We start from the raw sequence: 18,363 nt of genomic DNA, 5'->3' as shown, positions 1-18,363 counted from the left end.
CGGCGAAACGGCGTGCGGTGTTCGGTCGCGCTCAGCCATCGAGACGACCGGGTGCGTCGGCGTTGATGCCGTAGACCTCGCGGGTGCCACCGAGCGGAACGAGCGAAACACGTTGCGGCAGGCCGGGTTCGAAGCGAACAGCCGTGCCCGCCGGAATATCGAGGCGGTGCCCGCGGGCGGCGGATCGGTCGAAGTCGAGCGCGGCGTTGGCTTGCGGGAAGTGGACGTGACTGCCCACCTGCACGGGACGGTCACCGGTATTGACCACGTCCAGTTCCACGCGCGTCGCGCCCGCGTTCAGTTCGATCGCGCCCTCGGCACACAGGTATTCACCGGGAATCATGGTCTCATCCGATCGGGTGGTGCACGGTGACGAGTTTGGTCCCGTCCGGGAAGGTCGCCTCGACCTGAACGTCGTGGATCATCTCCGGCACGCCGACCATCACGTCGTCCCTGGTGAGCACCTGGCGCCCCGAGGACATCAGTTCCGCGACGGTTCGCCCGTCCCGCGCGCCCTCGAGCACATGGTCGGTGATGAGCGCGACCGCCTCGGGATGGTTGAGCTTGAGCCCCCTGGCCTGCCTGCGCCGCGCCAGCTCGGCCGCGTAACTCAGCAGCAGCCGTTCCTGCTCGTGCGGCGACAAACGCATCGGGGTTCTCCTCGGCGGGTCGTGGTCGGTGAGCGACATTCTGGCACGTGCGTGTCCCCACGGGTCGCCCGCCGATGCCGTGACCTGGGACGAATCCGGCTCGATTAACGAGAAGTTAACGAACCGGCACCTGGACCGGCGATACCTAGTCGGACTGGTCCATCGAATTGAACCCGCCAGTCAACTTTTCGCCCGAATTCGGCTTAGACTTCCGGGGGCGACCTCAGCGACAACCCTTTCCGCGGCGCCCTGACCGCCGGCCGCCCTGGACACGCACAAAGGACCCGATGTGACCGGATCACGCGACCCCCTGCTCGTCACCATCGAAGCCGAGCGCGCGATTTTCAAGACCTTCTACAAGTTCTTCCGGATCGCCGACACCCAGGAGAGCGAACGCTTCTCCGAATGCTTCACCCCCGACGCCCTGATCGAGTACCGGATCATGCCCGGCCCGCCCGTGCTCTTCCACGGCCGCGACTCGTTCACCGACTACATGAGCCGGGTGCCGAAGTCCCACCGCGCTCCGGTGGCCCACGTGATCGGGCAGGCCACCATCGAATGGACCGACGACCGCCCCCTGCTCACCGCGTATGCCACCGTCTGGCATTGGTTTTCGAACCCGGACGCAGGCAGGCCCGCGGACTGGACCGTCATCGGCCTCGTCCGTGACGAGTTCGAGCAGCACGAGGGCGAATGGCTGATCTCGCACCGCGACGTGCGCCATGTGGCGGGAAAGGTCGCCGCGGGCCGGACGCCCGGCTCGCCCGCGGCGGCCGGCGACTCCCCGCGGAACTGAGGTCAGGCCGCCAGATTCTGCAGACGGACCTGGCCGCGCGCGACCATGCGGCCCTCGGCGTCGGTGATCACCACGACCCACAGCTGCTGGCTGCGGCCGCGGTGGATCGGGGTGGCCTCGCCGGTGAGGGTGCCCTCGCGCACGGCGCGCAGGAAGTCGGTGTTGTTGTTGACGCCGACCACCTGACCGCGCTCACCGAACCAGACACTGCCGCCGACGCTGGCGAGGGTTTCGATCACCGTGCAATAGACGCCGCCGTTCTGGATGCCCGCGGGCTGGTGCAACTGGGGGCGCACCTCCCATTCGCCGCGCACGCGGTCGGCGGAGACCTCGGTGAAGCGCATGCCGATGAGGTCGGTGAAGGTGCCTTCGCTCATCTTGGTCATCAGCTCGGGCGTGATATCAGCCCACGACAGGGGGTTTTCGCTCATACCGTCCGGTTTACACCATCAGAAATCCGGCGGCGCCACCGGGAAAACGAAGCGGCGGACCCCGTTACGAGAACGGAGCCCGCCGCGGCAGGAACGAGGGGGTCGACCGCAGCCCTCGGGACCACCGGCTCATCCATACGCCACGATGAGCATAGGTCAGGCTTACCTAAGTGGTCAAGTGACTGCCGGAATGCGACGCGCCGGTAGCGATATCCAGGGCTTGCTCAACACAATCGCAATACTCCATGATCGTTCACACCTCTATGTTCCGAGGCTTGTGTCGATGGTGAAAGCTCATGTTCTGGGCGTACGACGACCAGGGGTGGGCGCGGCGAGAGAGGCAAGATTTCGTGAGTAGTAGTCGTATTCCCCGGTGGGCCGCGTGCGCGGCGATGTGTGCGGCGGTGGTCGGTACCGCGCTCGCCGCACCCGTGCAGGCCGAACCACTGTGGCCAGGTGGGCCCGATATCCCCGGCGTGCCCGCCATCGTTCCCGCGCCCGAACCGGAACCGGTGGTGGCGCCGTGCAGCGAGAAGGCCCGCGCGTGCCTGCAGCTGTCCACCAACAACGCGTGGCTGATGGACAACGGCACGGTGACCTACGGTCCCACCCCGATGTCGCACGGCCGCCCCGGCTACGAAACCCCGCCGGGCACGTTCAAGGTGGCGTTCAAGAAGCCGTTCCACTGGAGCACCCTGCACAACGCCCCCATGGAATACGCGATCTTCTTCAACGGCGACATCGCCTACCACATCGGACCCACCGAGGAGCAGTCCCACGGCTGCATCCGCCTGACCCCCGACGGCGCCAAGGCGCACTACGAATGGCTCGAGCCCGGCGACATCGTCGAAGTGGTTCCCTGATCGTCCCCCGAGGGGAGGCCACCCTGGTGGCCTCCCCTCGTTCGTCCCTGCCGGTTCAGCCTCCCGATTGCGTGACCGAGACGGTCAGCGCATCGAAGAGCCACAGGTGCGCGGCGCCGGAGGTGACCGGCTCACCCGTCAGGGCCGTGGTGAGATGCCAGTAGCGCCGGACGCGCTGGTCGGCGGCGCCGAGGGCCAATCGCTTACGGAATTCCGGGGTGTCTCGCTCGGCGCGAGCGGTGGCATGGGCGTGAACGTAGTGATCGAGTTCGGCACCGGGCCGAGGTTGTTCGCCGATCGCGACAAGCGGGGCCGCCGAGAGACACGCCTGGGCGACGGACAGCAGCAGGCCTTTTTCGTCGTGCACTCCAGGAACGGCGCTGTGCCGGACGATGTCGAACATCGCCGCGTCGAGCCGTGGATCACGCACCGCCGCCACGAGTTCGGCGTAGGTCAGTAGAAACTCCGGGTCGGCATCGACCGGCGGGCCCGGCAGATTCATATCGATGAAGTCGTGCAGCACGGGTGCGGGCAGCGGGGCGAGCTGGTGCCGCCAGAAGCCGACGAGCACGTCGTGCGCGGCAGCCGGATCGGCAACGGCCGCAACCAGGTTCACCCCGTCCCCGACCTCACCGGCAGTCACCGCGGTCAGCAACGCCTCGCGTCGCCGCAGTGCGGCGAGTTCACCGGCAACAGCTTCTCGTTCGGCGGCGATCACCTCCGCCAGGGCGCGGGTACCCGCGAGGACGTCGGCGATGGCGGTTAAGCCGATTCCCAGCGCACGCAGGCGGCGCAGCAGGCTCAGGCGGTCGATCGCGTCCGGGCCGAATGTCCGATGGCCGGTCGACGTGCGCTCGGCAGCCAGCAACCCTTCGTCGCAGTAGTAGCGGATGGTGCGCACGGCGACACCCGTTCTCGCGGCGAGTTCACCGATCGTCAGACGTGTGTTGTGGGTCACAGTCGCTGGCACCTCCACCTCGGTGGAGCTCCTACGGTACCGACGACATCGACCGAAGGAGACATGATGACAATCGAACAACCGAGCGCGGATACCGTCTGGCGGCGCGTGGCCGAGGAGCGCACCACACTGGTCGAGCTGCTGGCCGGGCTCGACGAATCCGACTGGGACACAGCGTCGTTGTGCGCGGGATGGCGCATTCGCGACGTGGTTGCCCATCTGGTGCTCGCGACCCGGTTCACGCTCGGGACGATCGTGGTGGAGCTGGTGCGGGCGCGAGGAAACATCGATCGGCTCATCCATGACGGTGCCGTTCGGTACGCCGACCGCACGACCACTGCGGGACTGCTCGCCCAGTTGCGGGAAACGATCGGGTCGCGCGCGACGCCGATCGGCACGACGCCGCTCGACCGGTTGATGGACCTGCTCGTACACGGGCAGGACATCGCCGCGCCGCTCGGCATCGAGCGGGTCGCGCCGACGGAGCCCGCACAGTGGTCGCTGGAGCGGGCATGGGCGATGGGCGCGCCGTTCCACGCGCCCGAGCGGCTCGCCGGGTACCAGCTGTGCGCGACCGACACGGGGTGGACGGTGGGATCGGGGACGGCAGTCACGGGCACTGCTGTGGAGTTGCTGATGCTCGTCACCGGCCGCGCCGAATGCCCGGCCACCGGCGGACAGGTGCTGCTACCCACCCCCGGTGCCGGACAGGGGGATTGACGCGGCTCGCCGACGGAAGGGCGACGCGTGACAAGCCTTGTGCGTCGCCACAGGTCACGGCATCAGCGGTAGTGACGTTCGCCAATCCGGCGAGATACTTTCCGTCGGAAAGAATTCGGGACGAATTGTCCGGATCCGCCAAAAATCGGATGACGGGAAATGGGCAGCGGCTACGTTACCGGCATCACGACGGGCGACCGCCGCTGATGCAGATCCGAAATGCCGCAAGGAGAACTGATATGGGTTCACTCACCGAATTGATGATGGCAGGAATTGCGGGACTGGGTTCCGCCGCCGAAGGGGACGGCTTGCTCGCCGTGTTCCTCGGCTCCGTCGAAGCCTTCTTCCCGTAATCGATCACCTATTCCTGAAAGGAGAACACCATGGGATCTCTCTACGAACTGCTGCAGACCGGCGCGGCCAGCCTCAGCGAAGGCGCGCTGCCCTTCGTCCAGGCACTGATCACGGCCAGCGGCGGCACGCCGTCACCGGGTAAGTAGCGATCAGGCGAGCGGGTCGGGAGCGGGCCGACGAGCCCCCTCCGGCCCGTTCACAACACCAGCGCGAGTTACCTTGCAATAGCTGAACGGTATAATTACTCAACGGCCGGAGAACGCCGCCGGGAACGATCGCGCCGAGGCACAACCCTGAAATCAGGGGCTTGCGCGTCCACCTGGCAACACCCGTTCGACGCACCCGCACCGCAGTGCACCCGGGTCCGACACGGCATCCAGCACCACACACCCCGCCCGGCGACGCTCACAGACGCCACACCGAAGCTCAGCGCACCACCGCAGTTCACAGCAGAAAAAAGCCCCCTTGACACCCTTTCCGCGTACATCAGTGTTCACCGCCAAACGGCCGATAACTGTGCCAGACAGTGGCAGTAACCACAGGTCACACCTAGTGCTGGCGCACCCCGTCGGCAATCCCCAAGTTGATTCCGCACGGAAGAAAAATATGAACAGTTCGAGCGGAGTGAAACATCGGGTTGCCACACCTGGAGTAGCGGGTTACGTTACCGGCGTCACATCGAAGCCTGGTGTGGCCACAACGCAAGGAGAGATACATGGGCTCGTTGAGTGAGCTTCTGACCGCGGCCATCGCGGGACTCGGTTCGGCTGCCGAAGGCGACGGTCTGCTGGCCGTCTTCCTCGGTTCGGTGGAAGCCTTCTTCCCGTAATCCGGCCGTCCGGTCACCCGGCTCGCCCGTGACGCGAGCCTGATTCACCCATCACCACCAGGAGAAACACATGGGATCCCTCTACGAACTGCTGGAGACCGGCGCCGGCAGCCTCAGCAATGCGGCGTTGCCCTTCGTGCAGGCGCTCATCTCGGCCAGCGGCGGCACGCCGTCGCCCGGCAAGTAGCCCTCAGCTTTGTCACGGGGGCCGGCCCACCGGCCGGCCCCCGGTCGCTCTTCGAGAAGTCAGCAGGCTCGTACCACCGATGAACACACCCGCATTCCGCACCCTCCTCGCCGCGGCCTGTGCCGCCGCCCTGGCCACCGCTCCCGTGCTCGCCGACGGCCCGCGGGCGACCGCCGCGCCCGGCGCCCACCTGGTGAGCCGCGGTCAGACCGGCCAGACCGCCGAGATCAGCGTCTATTCGCCGTCGATGGATCGCACCATCGCGCTGCGCGTGCTCCGCCCCGCCGACACCGCGACTCCCGCCCCGACGTTGTACCTGCTCAACGGTGCGGGCGGCGGCGAGGATTCGGCCAACTGGGCAGGTCAGACGAATGCGGCCGAGTTCTTCGCCGGTAAGCACGTCAATGTCGTGATGCCGATGGAAGGCGCGTTCAGCTACTACACCGACTGGCAGCAGCCCGATCCAGGACTGGCGAAGAACCTGAAGAACAACGGCGTCAACAAGTGGACGACCTTCCTCACCCAGGAGTTGCCGCCCGTGATCGACGCGGCCTTCGGCACCACGGGCGTGAACTCGCTCGCGGGCATCTCGATGGCGGGCAGTTCGGTGCTCGACCTGGCCATCCAGGCCCCGCAGCTCTACCGGAGCGTCGCCTCCTACAGCGGCTGCGCGATGACGAGCGACCCGGTCGGCCGTGAGTTCGTCTCGCTGGTGGTCCGCCTCGGTGGCGGCAAGGTGGAGAACATGTGGGGGCAGGCAGGCGATGCCGCCTGGCGCGAGCACGACCCGTATGTGCAAGCGCATCGGCTGCCCGATATCCCGATCTATATCGCCGCCGGAAGTGGATTGCCGGGCGTGCACGACACCCTCGCGAATCCGCGGGTACATGTCGAAGGAAAAAACCCCGCGTCCATTCTGCAGAATCAAATGCTCGTCGGTGGCGGAATCGAAGCGGCGACCATGTATTGCACCGCGCAAATGGCCCAGCGGACACGCGAACTCGGTCGTACGAATATCACCTACAATATGCGCGCGACCGGAACTCATTCATGGGGTTATTGGGAAGACGATCTGCACGCTTCCTGGCCGATGATGGCGACGGCGCTCGGCGTGTGAACATCCTGCGGGTACGCCCCGGGCGGTTGGCACCGTGCGACGCGGTCTTCGTCTACGACGAGACCGACCGGCACCTCTCCCACATCGTCGCGGTCTACTTCTTCGCCGACGACGGCACCGCGCCCCTGACCACGCGTGAGGTTCGCGAGTGGGCGCGGGCTCGCCTCGGCCACTCCCCCTTGTTCCACCGCCGCCTGCGCCGCACCCCCTTCGATCTCGATCTGCCGTACTGGGTGCCCGCTCCGGTGGCGAATACGGCCGATCACGTCTTCCTCGACGCGCCGGGTACCTGGCCTGCCGCACAGACGCGAATCGCCGAACTCGCCGCGGCGAGAATGGATCTCGTCAAGCCGCCATGGGAGTTCCATGTCCTGGACCGGGTACGTGAGGTGCCGGGGATCGGGACGGCGACGGTGGTGGTGCTCAAACTCCACCACAGCGTCTGCGACGGGGTCGCGACCCGCGAGCTCGAGGCGAAACTGTTCGGCGACGCGCCCGCCCCCGAGGTCGAACTCGGGGGCGACGACCTGATCGGCGCGGCCGTGCGGACCGCCGCCACTGTGCTCACCGCTCCCGCACGATTCGCCCTCGGCATGGTCCGAACCCGGGCGCCCGGCGACGCCGGCGCGGTGACCCAGCAACCCGTGACCCGCTTCAACCGCGATATCCACGCACCGCTGACCATGCATGTCGTCACCCTGCCGATGGCCGAGGTCCGCGCCGTACAGGCCGCGTGCCCGGTCCGGGTCACCGTCAACGACCTGATGCTGACCACCGTGTCGGGCGCGCTCGCGGCGTATCTGGCCGAGCACGACGAGACACCCGAGGCCTCCCTCGCGGCCATGGTCCCGATGTCGATGCGCGGTGTGGCGCAGTGGGATTCGGTGAATCAGCTCACCCAGATGTTCGTCGATCTGCACACCGACATCGACGACCCGGTGCGGCGACTGCTCGCGATCGGGGAATCGGCGAAGCGGGCCAAGGCCACCGCCGCCGACCCGGCCACCCTGCGCACCGAGTCGCGTGTGGAGACCGCGCCCGCACTGCTGCTGCGAGCCGCGGGCTGGGCGCGCGCCCTGCGCCGGTTCGACGAGGCGACCTCGGTCCCGTTGAGCAACACCACGATCAGCAATGTGCCGCCGGTCCGCGACGACCTGCGGTTCGCCGGACGGCCACTGGTGCGCGTGCTCGGTGCGCTGCCGATCCACGACGGCGACGGCCTGCGCCATCTCATCACCTCGCAGGGCGCGGAACTGGCCATCACCGTCACCACCAACGCGGCGATGATGCCGGATCCCGACCACTACGGCGACTTGCTGCTGAGCTCGTTCCGCGGGCTCGCCGACGCCGTGACCGCCCGGGGTGCCGTCGGCTAGTCCGGCGGTTCCTGCGCGCCCTCGTCGGTCTCGGCGACATCGGGGGCGACTTCGCGGGTGGCCATGCCACCGTCCTTGCCCTCGTCCCTGGGGCCAGGTCGTCCACCTTTCGGTTCGACGGTGTCGTCGTCGCGGTCGCGTGGTGTGGTCATGAACTTCCTCCTCTGCGGGTCCTCGGCTGGCTCTACCCGTTTTTCCGCATCCACACCACCGCGGGCACGAACGGCGTTCACCACGGCCAGCACCGCGCCGAGACCGACGAGAATCAGCCCGCGCGCCCACACCTCACCGTCGATGCGGGTGAACAGGAACAGGCACGACGCCAGGCCGAGCAGGGGCACGACGGTCGGAATACGGAAGTGTCCCGGTTCGCCCGGTTCGCGGCGCAACACCAGCACCGCCGCGTCGACGGAACCGAAGACGAACAGCAGCAACAGCACCAATGTCGCTGCCAGCGAATCGACTTCGCCGGTCAGTGCCAGCAGCAACGACACCGACGATGTCGCCAGGATCGCCACCCAGGGTGTGCGCCTGCCGGGCAGGATCCGGGCGAGCGTGGACGGCAGGAGACCGTCGCGGGCCATGCCGTACGCCAGCCGCGAGGACATGATGCCGGTGAGCAGGGCCCCGTTGGCGACCGCGACCAGCGCGATCACGCTGAACAACCAGTCGGGCACCTCCCCGGCCACCCGCACCACCTCCAGCAGGGGTCCGCTCGACTCCGCCAGCTTCTCGGTGGGCACCGCGGCACTGGCGACCACACCGATCAGCGCGTACACCACCCCGGCGGTGAGCAGCGCGCCGAACAGCGCCGTGGGGTAGGACCGGCGTGGATCCTTGACCTCCTCGGCCAGATTCACCGAGGTCTCGAAGCCGACGAACGAGTAGAACGCCAGCACCGACCCCGCGAGCACCGCCCCGACCGCACCCTGTTCGGCGGTACCGACCTGGGTGAGGCGGCTCAGGTCGGCGTCACCGCGCAGCATCACCCACAGACCGAGCCCGATGATGAGCAGCAACCCGCCGACCTCGACCAACGTGGCGGCCACGTTGGCGCCCAACGACTCCCGGATGCCGCGAATGTTGAGTGCCGCGAGCAGCGCGAGAAACACCACGACCACCACGACCACCGGCACCGAGACCAGCGCCTGCAGATAGTCCCCCGCGAACGCCCTGGCCAGCGCACCCACCGACACCACACCGGCGGCGAGCATGCAGAAACCGACGAACGACCCGGCCGCGGGCCCGAACGCCCGGGTGACATAGTGCGCCGACCCACCCGCCCTCGGGAACTTCGTCGCGAGTTCCGCATACGAACCCGCGGTGAGCGTGGCCAGCACCAGCGCGATGACGAGCGGCAACCACACGGCGCCACCGGACTCGCGGGCCACCGAACCGACCAGCACGTACACGCCGGCGCCCAGAATGTCGCCGAGGATGAAGAAGTACAGCAGCGGCGTGGTGACAGCCCGCTTCAGGACAACGGTCATGCGGAACCTATACCCGCGACCGCGCCGGTGAAGCGCGCGACGCGCTCAGCGTTGCAGCACGCTGCTGCGCCGCACGGGCAAACCACGCTCCTCGAAGGCGGTGAGCAGCAACTGGCCACGACGCGCCGCGGCGGCGGGATCGGTGCGTGCCAGATCGGGCACGTAGGTGGCCGCACCGACGACGGATTCACCGACCAGCGGCCAGAACCGGCGTGCGGGCAGACCCGAGCAGCGGGTGAGCACCGACTGCAACGGGATCAGCGACGACGCGCTGCGCTGCACCAGCCACACCGCCATCGCCGCCTCGCAGGGCAGTGCGACGGTGCCGGGTTCGGCGGCCTGCGGGTCACCGTCGACGACGCGAATCGTGGTGTCGGACAGGCCCGCCCAGTCGATACCGCCGTCGTTGTCGTGGTGGATCCACAGGTTGTCGCGCCCCGGATCCCAGGCCTGCGCCGACATGACGAACAGCGCGGTGACCCGGCCGACGACGGCGTGGATGAGCGCGGTCGCCACCACCTCGGCGGCGATCTCGTCGTTGATCATCTCCGCGGCGTGCCTGCGGTACATCAGTTCGACGCGGCCCTCGGACAACCCGTTCGGGACATGCCACCATCGCCGTTTCCCCTGTCCGGCCATCGCCGCCACGGCATAGACCCGCGGATGCTCCGGTTGCAGGGCTTGCAACCGCGCACAGGCGCGATCGAACGCGAGGGTGGTGCGGGTCGTGGTGGTGGTGACGGGCTCGGGCATCGAACCTCCTCGAACGGTTGGTTCCCGTGACGATGATGTCTCGGAACATAGGTTAGGCTTACCAGACTTCACAAGTCGTGTCCGGTTTCGAGGCAGGAGAAGTTCGTCGCCGTGATCCACCCTGGCACCGTCAGACGCCGTCGTCTGACCGGGCTTGCCCTGCTCGCTGTACTGCTCACCGTGGCAGTGGTCGCCAGCATCGCCGTCGGCACCCGCTCGCTCGCACCGTCCACGGTGTTCGACGCCGTCACACACGCTCTCGGCTGCGACGGCGGCCCGTTCCGATGCCCGGCCCGCTCCACCGCCGAGGAAATCGTGCGTGAGCTGCGTCTCCCGCGCACCGCGTTGGCCCTCATCGCCGGAATGGCGCTGGGGGTCGCGGGCGCGCTCATCCAGGGGTATACCCGGAATCCGCTAGCTGATGCCGGATTGTTAGGACTGAATGCGGGCGCCGGCTTCCTGGCGGCGCTCAGCATCTATCTGTTCGGGCTCACCGCGCCGGGTCAGTACATCTGGTTCGCCTTCGCCGGGTCGGCGATCGCGGGACTGATCGTGTTCGGCGTCTCCTCGATCGGCGGTGGCAAGGCCAGTCCGTTGAGCCTGGTGCTCGCCGGTGCGGCGGTCACCGCGTTCCTGCAGGCGATGACCAACGCCGTCGTCGTACTCGACAACGCGGCGCTCGACACCTACCGGTTCTGGGTGGTCGGCACGGTCAACGGCCGCGAGGCCGACGTGTTCTGGCAAGTCCTGCCATTCCTCGTGATCGGACTGGGCATGGCGCTGGCCGCCGCCCCCGCCCTGAACCTGCTCGGTCTCGGCGACGATGTCGCCCGCGGGCTCGGCGTCGACATCGGCCGGGCGCGCGCGTTCGGACTGGTCGCGGTGGTGCTGCTCAGCGGTGCGGCCACCGCGGCGGTCGGGCCGATCGCGTTCCTCGGGCTGGTGGTCCCGCATATCGCTCGCATCGTCACCGGACCCGACAACCGGTGGCTGATTCCCTACTCGGCCCTGATGGGTGGACTGTTGCTGCTGGCGGCCGACATCACCGGCCGCGTCGTCGCCCGGCCGGGTGAACTGCAGGTCGGCGTGATGCTGGCGGCGCTGGGCGCACCGTTCTTCATCGCCCTCGTGCGCCGCAAGAAGCTGGTGACGCTGTGAGCGCCGGCATCGACGCGACCGCCGATCTGCGCAAGGTGCGTCCGGCCTTGCGGGTGGGTCCGCTGTCGCTGGTGCTGCGCCCGGTGATGTTCGGTTTCGTCGTCGCGTTGGCCGTGACCGTGTTCGTGCTGTTCTGCGTCGATATCGCCGTCGGCGACACCTATGTCCCGCTGAGCCGGGTGCTCGATGTCCTCGGCGGGGGTGGCTCCCGATCGCAGCGGTTTATCGTGCTCGAATCGCGACTCCCCCGGGCACTCACCGCCGTGGTGGTCGGTGCCGCCCTCGGTCTTGCGGGTGCGCTGATGCAGTCGATCCTGCACAACCCGCTGGCGGGGCCGGACGTGCTCGGTATCACCACCGGTGCGAGTGTGGGCGCGGTCGCCGTACTGGTCGGAAGTGGCGGGGCGACAACGGGACTCGTCGCGACGGTCGGTGCTCCCCTGGCGGCGCTGGCCGGCGGTCTGCTCACCGCCGTCGTCATCTACCTGCTCGCGTGGGGCCGCGGTGGTGGCGGCGAACGCGGTGTCACCGGTTTCCGGCTCGTGCTCATCGGTATCGGCGTGAACGCGGTACTCATGTCGGCGATCAGCTGGCTGCTCACCCGCGCCAGCCTCACCGACGCCGCCCGCGCCCAGGTCTGGCTCAACGGCTCACTCGACGCGGCCGACATGTCCAGTGTCGTGCCCGCCGCGATCGCGCTCACCGTGGTCACCGTCGTGGCGCTCGTCTCGGCGCGCACCCTGGCCGCGCTGCGCCTCGGCGAGGAGTCGACCCGGGTGCTCGGTGTGCGGATCCAGTCCCAGCAGGCGCTGCTGATCGGTGCGTCCGTGGTCGCCGCCTCGGTGGCGACCGCGGCCGTCGGGCCCGTCGGGTTCGTCGCGCTGGCCGCACCGCAGATCGCCCGCATGGCGTTGCGCACGCCCGGCGAACCGCTGATCGCCTCGGCGCTCACCGGCGCCGCGCTGGTGGCGGGGGCCGATATCATCTCGCGCGCACTGCTGCCCGTCGACCTGCCGGTCGGTATCGTCACCGCCGCGCTCGGCGGGCCGTTCCTGCTCTACCTGCTCGTCCGCATGAACCGGAAGGCCACGCTCTCATGACCAGCCCCGCCCATCGCCTCGCCGCCGACACCGTTTCCCTCGGCTACGGCGAGCGGGTGATCGTCGACGGGCTCAGTCTCGACATCGCCCCCGGCGTGGTCACCACGGTGATCGGGCCGAACGGATGTGGCAAGTCGACGCTGCTCAAGTCGCTCGGCCGGTTGCTTCGTCCGCGCGAAGGTCAGGTGGTGCTCGACGGCAAGGCGATCTCGACGATGAAGACCAAGGACGTCGCGCGGGTGATCGGCATGTTGCCGCAGACCCCCGTCGCGCCGGAAGGGCTCACCGTCGCCGATCTCGTCGCGCGCGGCCGTCACCCGCATCAGTCCTGGCTGCGGCAGTGGTCGGCCGACGACGAGACCGAGGTCGCCGCCGCCCTGGCCCAGACCGGCATCGCCGACCTGGCCGACCGCACGCTCGACGAACTGTCCGGCGGACAGCGGCAACGCGCCTGGATCTCGATGGCGCTGGCCCAGGGCACCGACATCCTGCTGCTCGACGAACCGACCACCTACCTCGACCTCGCGCACTCGCTGGAAGTGCTCGACCTGGTCGACCGCTTGCACGCCGAATTCGGGCGCACCGTGGTGATGGTGCTGCACGATCTCAACCTCGCCATCCGCTACAGCGACGAACTGGTGGTGATGGCGGCGGGCCGCATCGTCGCCCAGGGAAAACCGGCCGACATCATCACAGCGGAACTGCTCGCCGAGGTGTTCGGACTCGACGCGAAGGTGCTCACCGATCCGGTCTCGGGGCGGCCGATGGTCGTGCCGATCGGCACGCGTCACGTGCACGGCGCGGCCGGGTATGACGAATGACACACCAGCAAACACCCCGTTACGACAATCTGTAGTACGCATCTTTGTCGTTGAGTCCGTAAAATCGGAGGGATGGCAGGTCTCGGCGAACTCGAAAAAGCGGTGATGGACCAGTTGTGGTCCGCCGACGAACCGCTCACGGTGCGGCAGGTACACGAAGCACTGGCGGCTCGTCGCGAGCTCGCGTACACCACGGTGATGACCGTGCTGCAGCGGCTGGCGAAAAAGGATTTGGTTGTGCAGCGTCGCGACGATCGCGCGCATCGGTACGCCCCGGTTCACAGCCGCGACGAACTGGTCGCGAGCCTGATGGTCGACGCGTTGCAGCAGGCCGACGCGGCGGGCAGCCGCGCCGCGGCGCTGGTGCACTTCGTGGAACAGGTCGGCAAGGACGAGGCCGATGCCCTGCGCGAGGCACTGGCCAAGCTCGAATCCGACGAAAACAGCGGCTAGACTCCCTGGCGGCTCTCACAACGACGTGAGTGCCCCTGGCCCCACAACGCAGTGAGCAGAGTCGATGAACGCAACCGCGGCAGTCTTCGCAGGTCTCGCCTTGCTACTCGCAGGGCCAGTTCCCGCGCTGCTCAGCCGTGCTACCTGGCCGCACCGCAGTCCGCGGGCAGCGGTCGTGTTGTGGCAGGCCATCGCGCTGGCCGCCGTGCTCAGCGCCTTCGGTTCCGGGCTGGCCATCGCCAGCATGCTGCTCGTTCCCGGCCCCGACGGTAGGCCCACCACCTCCCCCACCAAGGAGATCGACGCGCTCGGGCTGCCGCTGTGGCTCGTGTACGTCAACGTGTTCGCGCTGACGCTGATGATCGGCGCGCGCCTGATGTTCTCCATCGTGCGCGTCGGCGTGCACACCCGGCGCCGCCGGTCCCGGCACCGCATGCTGGTCGATCTGCTCGATCAGAGCGGTCCCGTGCGCCGCGCCGCCGACATCCGGGTGCTCGCCGCGACCGAACCCATCGCCTACTGCCTGCCGGGGCTCCGCCAGCGCGTTGTGCTCAGCGAAGGCACTCTGACCAGCCTCGACGACGCCGAGGTCACCGCGATCGTGAGCCATGAGCGCTCGCATCTGCGAGCCCGCCACGACCTGGTGCTCGAGGCGTTCACCGCCGTCCACGAGGCGTTCCCCCGGGTGGTCCGCAGCAAGGCGGCGCTCGGTTCGGTGAAACTGCTCATCGAACTGCTCGCCGACGACTCCGCGGTGAAGGTCACCGGCCCCAAACCGCTCGCCCGCGCCCTGGTGGCGTGCGCGAAATCGACCGCACCGCAGGGTGCGCTCGCCGCAGGCGGTCCGAGCACCCTCATCCGCATCCAGCGCCTCGCGGGCGCCAACGGCGACGTGAGAATCGCCACCGCCGCCTACCTCGGATCCGCCGCGATTCTGGTGGTTCCCACCCTCGCCGTCGCGGTGCCGTGGCTGCAGGAACTGAGCCGGTTGTTCCACGGCTGACCTGGCGATCACCCACCCCGAACCGGGCGCGACGCACGCACCCCGGACCCTGCTGATCACTCCTGGCCGGACCGGCGCTCGCCGTTACCGCTGACCAGGTTGTTTACCCACGCGAACGCAATCACGCCTATCCTGGGAGATCGGTCCTTCCTGCTGGGCCGCACCCCGTACGCCGTTCGCGTGTTTCGGGTAATCGGCGCCGGTGATCTTCCAGCGCGATTCGCAGCCCAACGAAAGGCCATTTTGTCCACCTCTGCTGTCTCCGACGCGACCGAACCGACCTTCGCCGAACTAGGCCTGCCCGTGGCGCTGGTTCAGGCACTGCGCAACTCCGGCATCGACAAGCCCTTCCCCATCCAGGCCGCCACCATCGGCGACGCGCTCGCCGGGCGTGACGTGCTGGGTCGCGGCCCCACCGGCTCGGGCAAGACCCTCGCCTTCGGCCTGCCGATCCTCACCCGCCTGGCCGAGGGCCCGCCGTCCAAGCCGGGCCGCCCGCGTGGTCTGGTGCTCGTGCCGACCCGTGAGCTGGCCACCCAGATCGAGAAGGCGCTCGAAGAGGCCGCCCGCTCGCTGGGTCTGCGCGTCGCCTCCGTCGTCGGTGGTGCCCCGATCAAGCGTCAGGCCGACCGGCTCGCGCGCGGTGTCGACCTGCTGATCGCCACCCCCGGCCGTCTCGACGACCTCATCAAGCAGCGCAACGCCGACCTGTCCGACGTGGCGATCACCGCCCTCGACGAGGCCGACCACATGGCCGACATGGGCTTTTTGCCCCAGGTCACCCGCCTGCTCGACCGCACCCCGAAGCAGGGTCAGCGCCTGCTGTTCTCGGCCACCCTCGACGGTGACGTGGACAAGCTCGTGAAGCGCTACCTGAGCAACCCGGTCACCCACTCCACCGCGCCCGCCGAGGCGTCGGTGAGCACCATGACCCACCACCTGTTCTTCGTGCGCGACAAGAACATCAAGCGCACCGTCGCCACCGAGATCGCCGCCCGCGACGGCCTCACCATCATGTTCGTGCGCACCAAGCACGGCGCCGACCGCCTGGCCAAGCAGCTGCGCGGCGCCGGTGTCGACGCAGGCTCGCTGCACGGCGGCAAGGCACAGAACAACCGTGTGCGCACGCTGGCGGCCTTCGCCGACGGGTCGGTACCGGTGCTGGTCACCACCGACGTGGCCGCGCGCGGCATCCACATCGACGGTGTGTCGCTGGTCGTGCACTTCGACCCGCCCGCCGAGCACAAGGCCTACCTGCACCGCGCCGGTCGCACCGCGCGCGCCGGGGAGGACGGCGTGGTCGTCACCCTCGTCACCGACGAGGAGCGCAAGGACGTGGCCGCGATGACCCGCAAGGCGGGCGTGCGGACCGACGGCATCGAGGTCCGCCCCGGCGACCGGAAGCTGGTGGACATCACCGGTGCCCGCAAGCCGAGCGGCATCGCGCTCGCCACCCCCGCCGCACCCGCACAGCCGACGCGGACCTCGAACGGTGCGGGTCGTCCGCGCCGCGCAAGGCCCGGTGGCGCAACGGCTTCCGAGGGCGGGCACAGCCGGGGTTCGGGCGCGCCGCGCCGGGACCGTCCCACCGGCGAGTCCCGTTCCCGCAAGCCCGCGGGCGCCGGCGGACACGCCCGGAGCGGCGACACGCCGACGAATTCGCGGCGGCGCGCCGGTCGTCCGGCGGCTCCGGCGGGCAACCGCAACCGTTCCGCAAACTGATCAACCCTGAATCGCCGCGTGGCCGAACCGATTACGGTTCGGCCACGCGCCGTTTCCGGCCCCACCTTCCGAGCGCGCCACGCGCATCCGCCCGCCGGACCGCTCACACGGCTATCATCGGCACAGTGCGATTTCTTCCTGGCCCACCGCCGCCGTACGACCTGACCTACGACGATCTGTTCCTCGTCCCGAACCGGACGGATGTCGCGTCCCGCTTCGATGTGGACCTGGCCAGCGTCGACGGCTCGGGTACCACCATCCCCCTCGTCGTCGCGAACATGACCGCGGTGGCCGGTAAGCGGATGGCCGAGACCGTCGCCCGGCGCGGCGGACTGGTCGTCCTGCCGCAAGATCTCCCGATCCCGGCGGCCGCCGAGACCATCGCGTTCGTCAAGAGCCGCTCGCTCACCGCCGACACCCCGGTCACCCTCGACCCCGACGCTGCGGTGTCCGACGCGCTGGCGCTGATGCACAAGCGCGCGCACGGCGCCGTGGTCGTCGTCGAGGACGGCAAACCCGTCGGCGTGGTCACCGAGGCCGCCTGCGCCGACGTCGACCGGTTCGCGCGGCTGCGCGAGATCGCCCAGACCGATTTCGTGCAGGCCCCCGTCGACGCCTCGCCCCGCGACATCTTCGACCGGCTCGCCGGATCACACACCCAGCTCGCCGTGCTCACCCACCCCGACGGCACCCTGGCGGGCGTGATGACCCGCACCGGCGCCATCCGCGCGGGCATCTACACCCCGGCCGTCGACGCCGAGGGCAAACTGCGCGTCGCCGCCGCCGTCGGCATCAACGGTGACGTGGCCGCCAAGGCGAAGGCACTGGCCGACGCGGGCGCCGACGTCCTCGTCCTCGACACCGCCCACGGTCACCAGACCAAGATGCTCGAATCCCTGCGCACCGTCGCCGATCTCGGCCTCGGGCTGCCGCTGGTCGCGGGCAACGTGGTCTCCGCCGAGGGCACCCGCGACCTGGCCGAGGCCGGCGCGACCATCATCAAGGTCGGTGTCGGGCCCGGCGCGATGTGCACCACCCGCATGATGACCGGCGTCGGCCGCCCCCAGTTCTCCGCGGTGGCCGAATGTGCCGCCGCCGCACAGGAACTCGGCGTGCACGTGTGGGCCGACGGCGGGGTCCGGCACCCCCGCGACGTGGCTCTCGCGCTGGCCGCCGGCGCGTCGAACGTGATGATCGGCTCCTGGTTCGCCGGCACCTACGAATCCCCCGGCGACCTGCGCGTCGACCGCGACGGCAACGCCTACAAGGAAAGCTTCGGCATGGCGTCCAAGCGTGCCGTCGCCGCCCGCACCGCCGCCGACAGCGGGTTCGACCGAGCCCGCAAGGCACTGTTCGAGGAGGGCATCTCCAGTTCGCGGATGCGCCTGGACCCCGAACGGCCGGGCGTGGAGGACCTGATCGACCACATCTGCTCGGGTGTGCGCAGCTCCTGCACCTACGCGGGCGCCCGCACCCTGCCCGAGTTCCACGAGCGCGCGGTGCTCGGTGTGCAGTCCGCCGCCGGGTTCGCCGAGGGCAGGCCGCTGCCGAGCGGCTGGTGACCGACCGGCCGACCGGACGC

18 protein-coding genes are annotated in these 18,363 nt (G+C 68.9%); 12 read left to right on the top strand and 6 right to left on the bottom strand.

The window, feature by feature from the left end; genetic code table 11:
* Positions 1 to 31: 31 nt before the first annotated feature.
* Both ACSVDM_RS02375 and ACSVDM_RS02370 read right to left on the bottom strand, forming a co-directional pair.
* A complete protein-coding gene (locus ACSVDM_RS02375) occupies positions 32 to 343 on the bottom strand; it encodes an urease subunit beta (RefSeq protein ID WP_439262385.1) in 312 nt (103 codons plus the stop codon).
* A gap of 4 nt (positions 344 to 347) precedes the next feature.
* Positions 348 to 650 carry an urease subunit gamma gene (locus tag ACSVDM_RS02370; RefSeq protein WP_067491980.1) on the bottom strand — a complete coding sequence of 101 codons (303 nt, stop codon included), beginning with the start codon at positions 648 to 650 and terminating at the stop codon, positions 348 to 350.
* Positions 651 to 939: 289 nt separating this feature from the next.
* On the opposite strand from ACSVDM_RS02370, the gene ACSVDM_RS02365 reads away from it, so the two are divergent.
* Positions 940 to 1,446: a nuclear transport factor 2 family protein gene (locus tag ACSVDM_RS02365; RefSeq protein ID WP_439262383.1), complete on the top strand. Its 507-nt coding sequence runs from the start codon at positions 940 to 942 to the stop codon at positions 1,444 to 1,446.
* Between the two features lie 2 nt (positions 1,447 to 1,448).
* Here the strand turns inward: ACSVDM_RS02365 and ACSVDM_RS02360 are convergent, their stop codons facing one another.
* Positions 1,449 to 1,832, bottom strand: coding sequence for a PaaI family thioesterase (locus ACSVDM_RS02360; protein WP_439262669.1), 384 nt, complete (start codon positions 1,830 to 1,832; stop codon positions 1,449 to 1,451).
* Positions 1,833 to 2,227: 395 nt separating this feature from the next.
* Between ACSVDM_RS02360 and ACSVDM_RS02355 the strand changes: the two genes are divergently transcribed.
* Positions 2,228 to 2,740: a L,D-transpeptidase gene (locus tag ACSVDM_RS02355; protein WP_439262381.1), complete on the top strand. Its 513-nt coding sequence runs from the start codon at positions 2,228 to 2,230 to the stop codon at positions 2,738 to 2,740.
* Between the two features lie 55 nt (positions 2,741 to 2,795).
* On the opposite strand, the gene ACSVDM_RS02350 is transcribed toward ACSVDM_RS02355, so the two are convergent.
* The gene (locus tag ACSVDM_RS02350) at positions 2,796 to 3,698 is read right to left on the bottom strand and encodes a MerR family transcriptional regulator (protein ID WP_439262379.1); all 903 of its coding nucleotides are present in this window, start codon (positions 3,696 to 3,698) and stop codon (positions 2,796 to 2,798) included.
* 66 nt (positions 3,699 to 3,764) lie between these two features.
* Here ACSVDM_RS02350 and ACSVDM_RS02345 point away from each other — a divergent pair, with 66 nt between their 5' ends.
* The 3 genes from ACSVDM_RS02345 (at position 3,765) to ACSVDM_RS02335 (ending at position 8,281) form a co-directional block, all read left to right on the top strand.
* Positions 3,765 to 4,418, top strand: coding sequence for a maleylpyruvate isomerase family mycothiol-dependent enzyme (locus ACSVDM_RS02345; RefSeq protein WP_439262377.1), 654 nt, complete (start codon positions 3,765 to 3,767; stop codon positions 4,416 to 4,418).
* 1,449 nt (positions 4,419 to 5,867) lie between these two features.
* Positions 5,868 to 6,905 carry an alpha/beta hydrolase gene (locus tag ACSVDM_RS02340; RefSeq protein WP_439262376.1) on the top strand — a complete coding sequence of 346 codons (1,038 nt, stop codon included), beginning with the start codon at positions 5,868 to 5,870 and terminating at the stop codon, positions 6,903 to 6,905.
* Positions 6,902 to 8,281 carry a wax ester/triacylglycerol synthase family O-acyltransferase gene (locus ACSVDM_RS02335; RefSeq protein WP_439262374.1) on the top strand — a complete coding sequence of 460 codons (1,380 nt, stop codon included), beginning with the start codon at positions 6,902 to 6,904 and terminating at the stop codon, positions 8,279 to 8,281. Before ACSVDM_RS02340 ends, ACSVDM_RS02335 begins: the two co-directional genes overlap by 4 nt.
* On the opposite strand, the gene ACSVDM_RS02330 is transcribed toward ACSVDM_RS02335, so the two are convergent.
* Both ACSVDM_RS02330 and ACSVDM_RS02325 read right to left on the bottom strand, forming a co-directional pair.
* On the bottom strand, positions 8,278 to 9,771 hold the full coding sequence (locus tag ACSVDM_RS02330; protein WP_439262372.1) for an APC family permease: 1,494 nt from the start codon (positions 9,769 to 9,771) through the stop codon (positions 8,278 to 8,280). The two genes, ACSVDM_RS02335 and ACSVDM_RS02330, sit on opposite strands and share 4 nt — an antisense overlap.
* A gap of 45 nt (positions 9,772 to 9,816) precedes the next feature.
* Positions 9,817 to 10,524 carry a hypothetical protein gene (locus ACSVDM_RS02325; RefSeq protein WP_439262370.1) on the bottom strand — a complete coding sequence of 236 codons (708 nt, stop codon included), beginning with the start codon at positions 10,522 to 10,524 and terminating at the stop codon, positions 9,817 to 9,819.
* Between the two features lie 111 nt (positions 10,525 to 10,635).
* Between ACSVDM_RS02325 and ACSVDM_RS02320 the strand changes: the two genes are divergently transcribed.
* From ACSVDM_RS02320 to ACSVDM_RS02290, 7 genes are all read left to right on the top strand, one after another.
* A complete protein-coding gene (locus tag ACSVDM_RS02320) occupies positions 10,636 to 11,682 on the top strand; it encodes a FecCD family ABC transporter permease (RefSeq protein WP_439262368.1) in 1,047 nt (348 codons plus the stop codon).
* Between the two features lie 86 nt (positions 11,683 to 11,768).
* Positions 11,769 to 12,782: a FecCD family ABC transporter permease gene (locus tag ACSVDM_RS02315; protein ID WP_245655234.1), complete on the top strand. Its 1,014-nt coding sequence runs from the start codon at positions 11,769 to 11,771 to the stop codon at positions 12,780 to 12,782.
* Positions 12,779 to 13,603, top strand: a complete 825-nt coding sequence (locus tag ACSVDM_RS02310; protein ID WP_439262366.1) for an ABC transporter ATP-binding protein — start codon at positions 12,779 to 12,781, stop codon at positions 13,601 to 13,603. Before ACSVDM_RS02315 ends, ACSVDM_RS02310 begins: the two co-directional genes overlap by 4 nt.
* Before the next feature lie 63 nt (positions 13,604 to 13,666).
* Positions 13,667 to 14,056, top strand: coding sequence for a BlaI/MecI/CopY family transcriptional regulator (locus tag ACSVDM_RS02305; RefSeq protein ID WP_279537543.1), 390 nt, complete (start codon positions 13,667 to 13,669; stop codon positions 14,054 to 14,056).
* Positions 14,057 to 14,120: 64 nt separating this feature from the next.
* Positions 14,121 to 15,059, top strand: a complete 939-nt coding sequence (locus ACSVDM_RS02300) for a M56 family metallopeptidase (protein ID WP_439262364.1) — start codon at positions 14,121 to 14,123, stop codon at positions 15,057 to 15,059.
* Between the two features lie 243 nt (positions 15,060 to 15,302).
* Positions 15,303 to 16,781 carry a DEAD/DEAH box helicase gene (locus tag ACSVDM_RS02295; protein WP_439262362.1) on the top strand — a complete coding sequence of 493 codons (1,479 nt, stop codon included), beginning with the start codon at positions 15,303 to 15,305 and terminating at the stop codon, positions 16,779 to 16,781.
* Positions 16,782 to 16,906: 125 nt separating this feature from the next.
* Positions 16,907 to 18,343 carry a GuaB1 family IMP dehydrogenase-related protein gene (locus ACSVDM_RS02290; protein WP_181698111.1) on the top strand — a complete coding sequence of 479 codons (1,437 nt, stop codon included), beginning with the start codon at positions 16,907 to 16,909 and terminating at the stop codon, positions 18,341 to 18,343.
* Positions 18,344 to 18,363 lie beyond the last annotated feature (20 nt).

This window comes from Nocardia sp. JW2, from assembly GCF_051843015.1.
GTDB lineage: Bacteria > Actinomycetota > Actinomycetes > Mycobacteriales > Mycobacteriaceae > Nocardia > Nocardia coubleae.
This window is presented reverse-complemented; position numbering and strand designations above follow the sequence as displayed.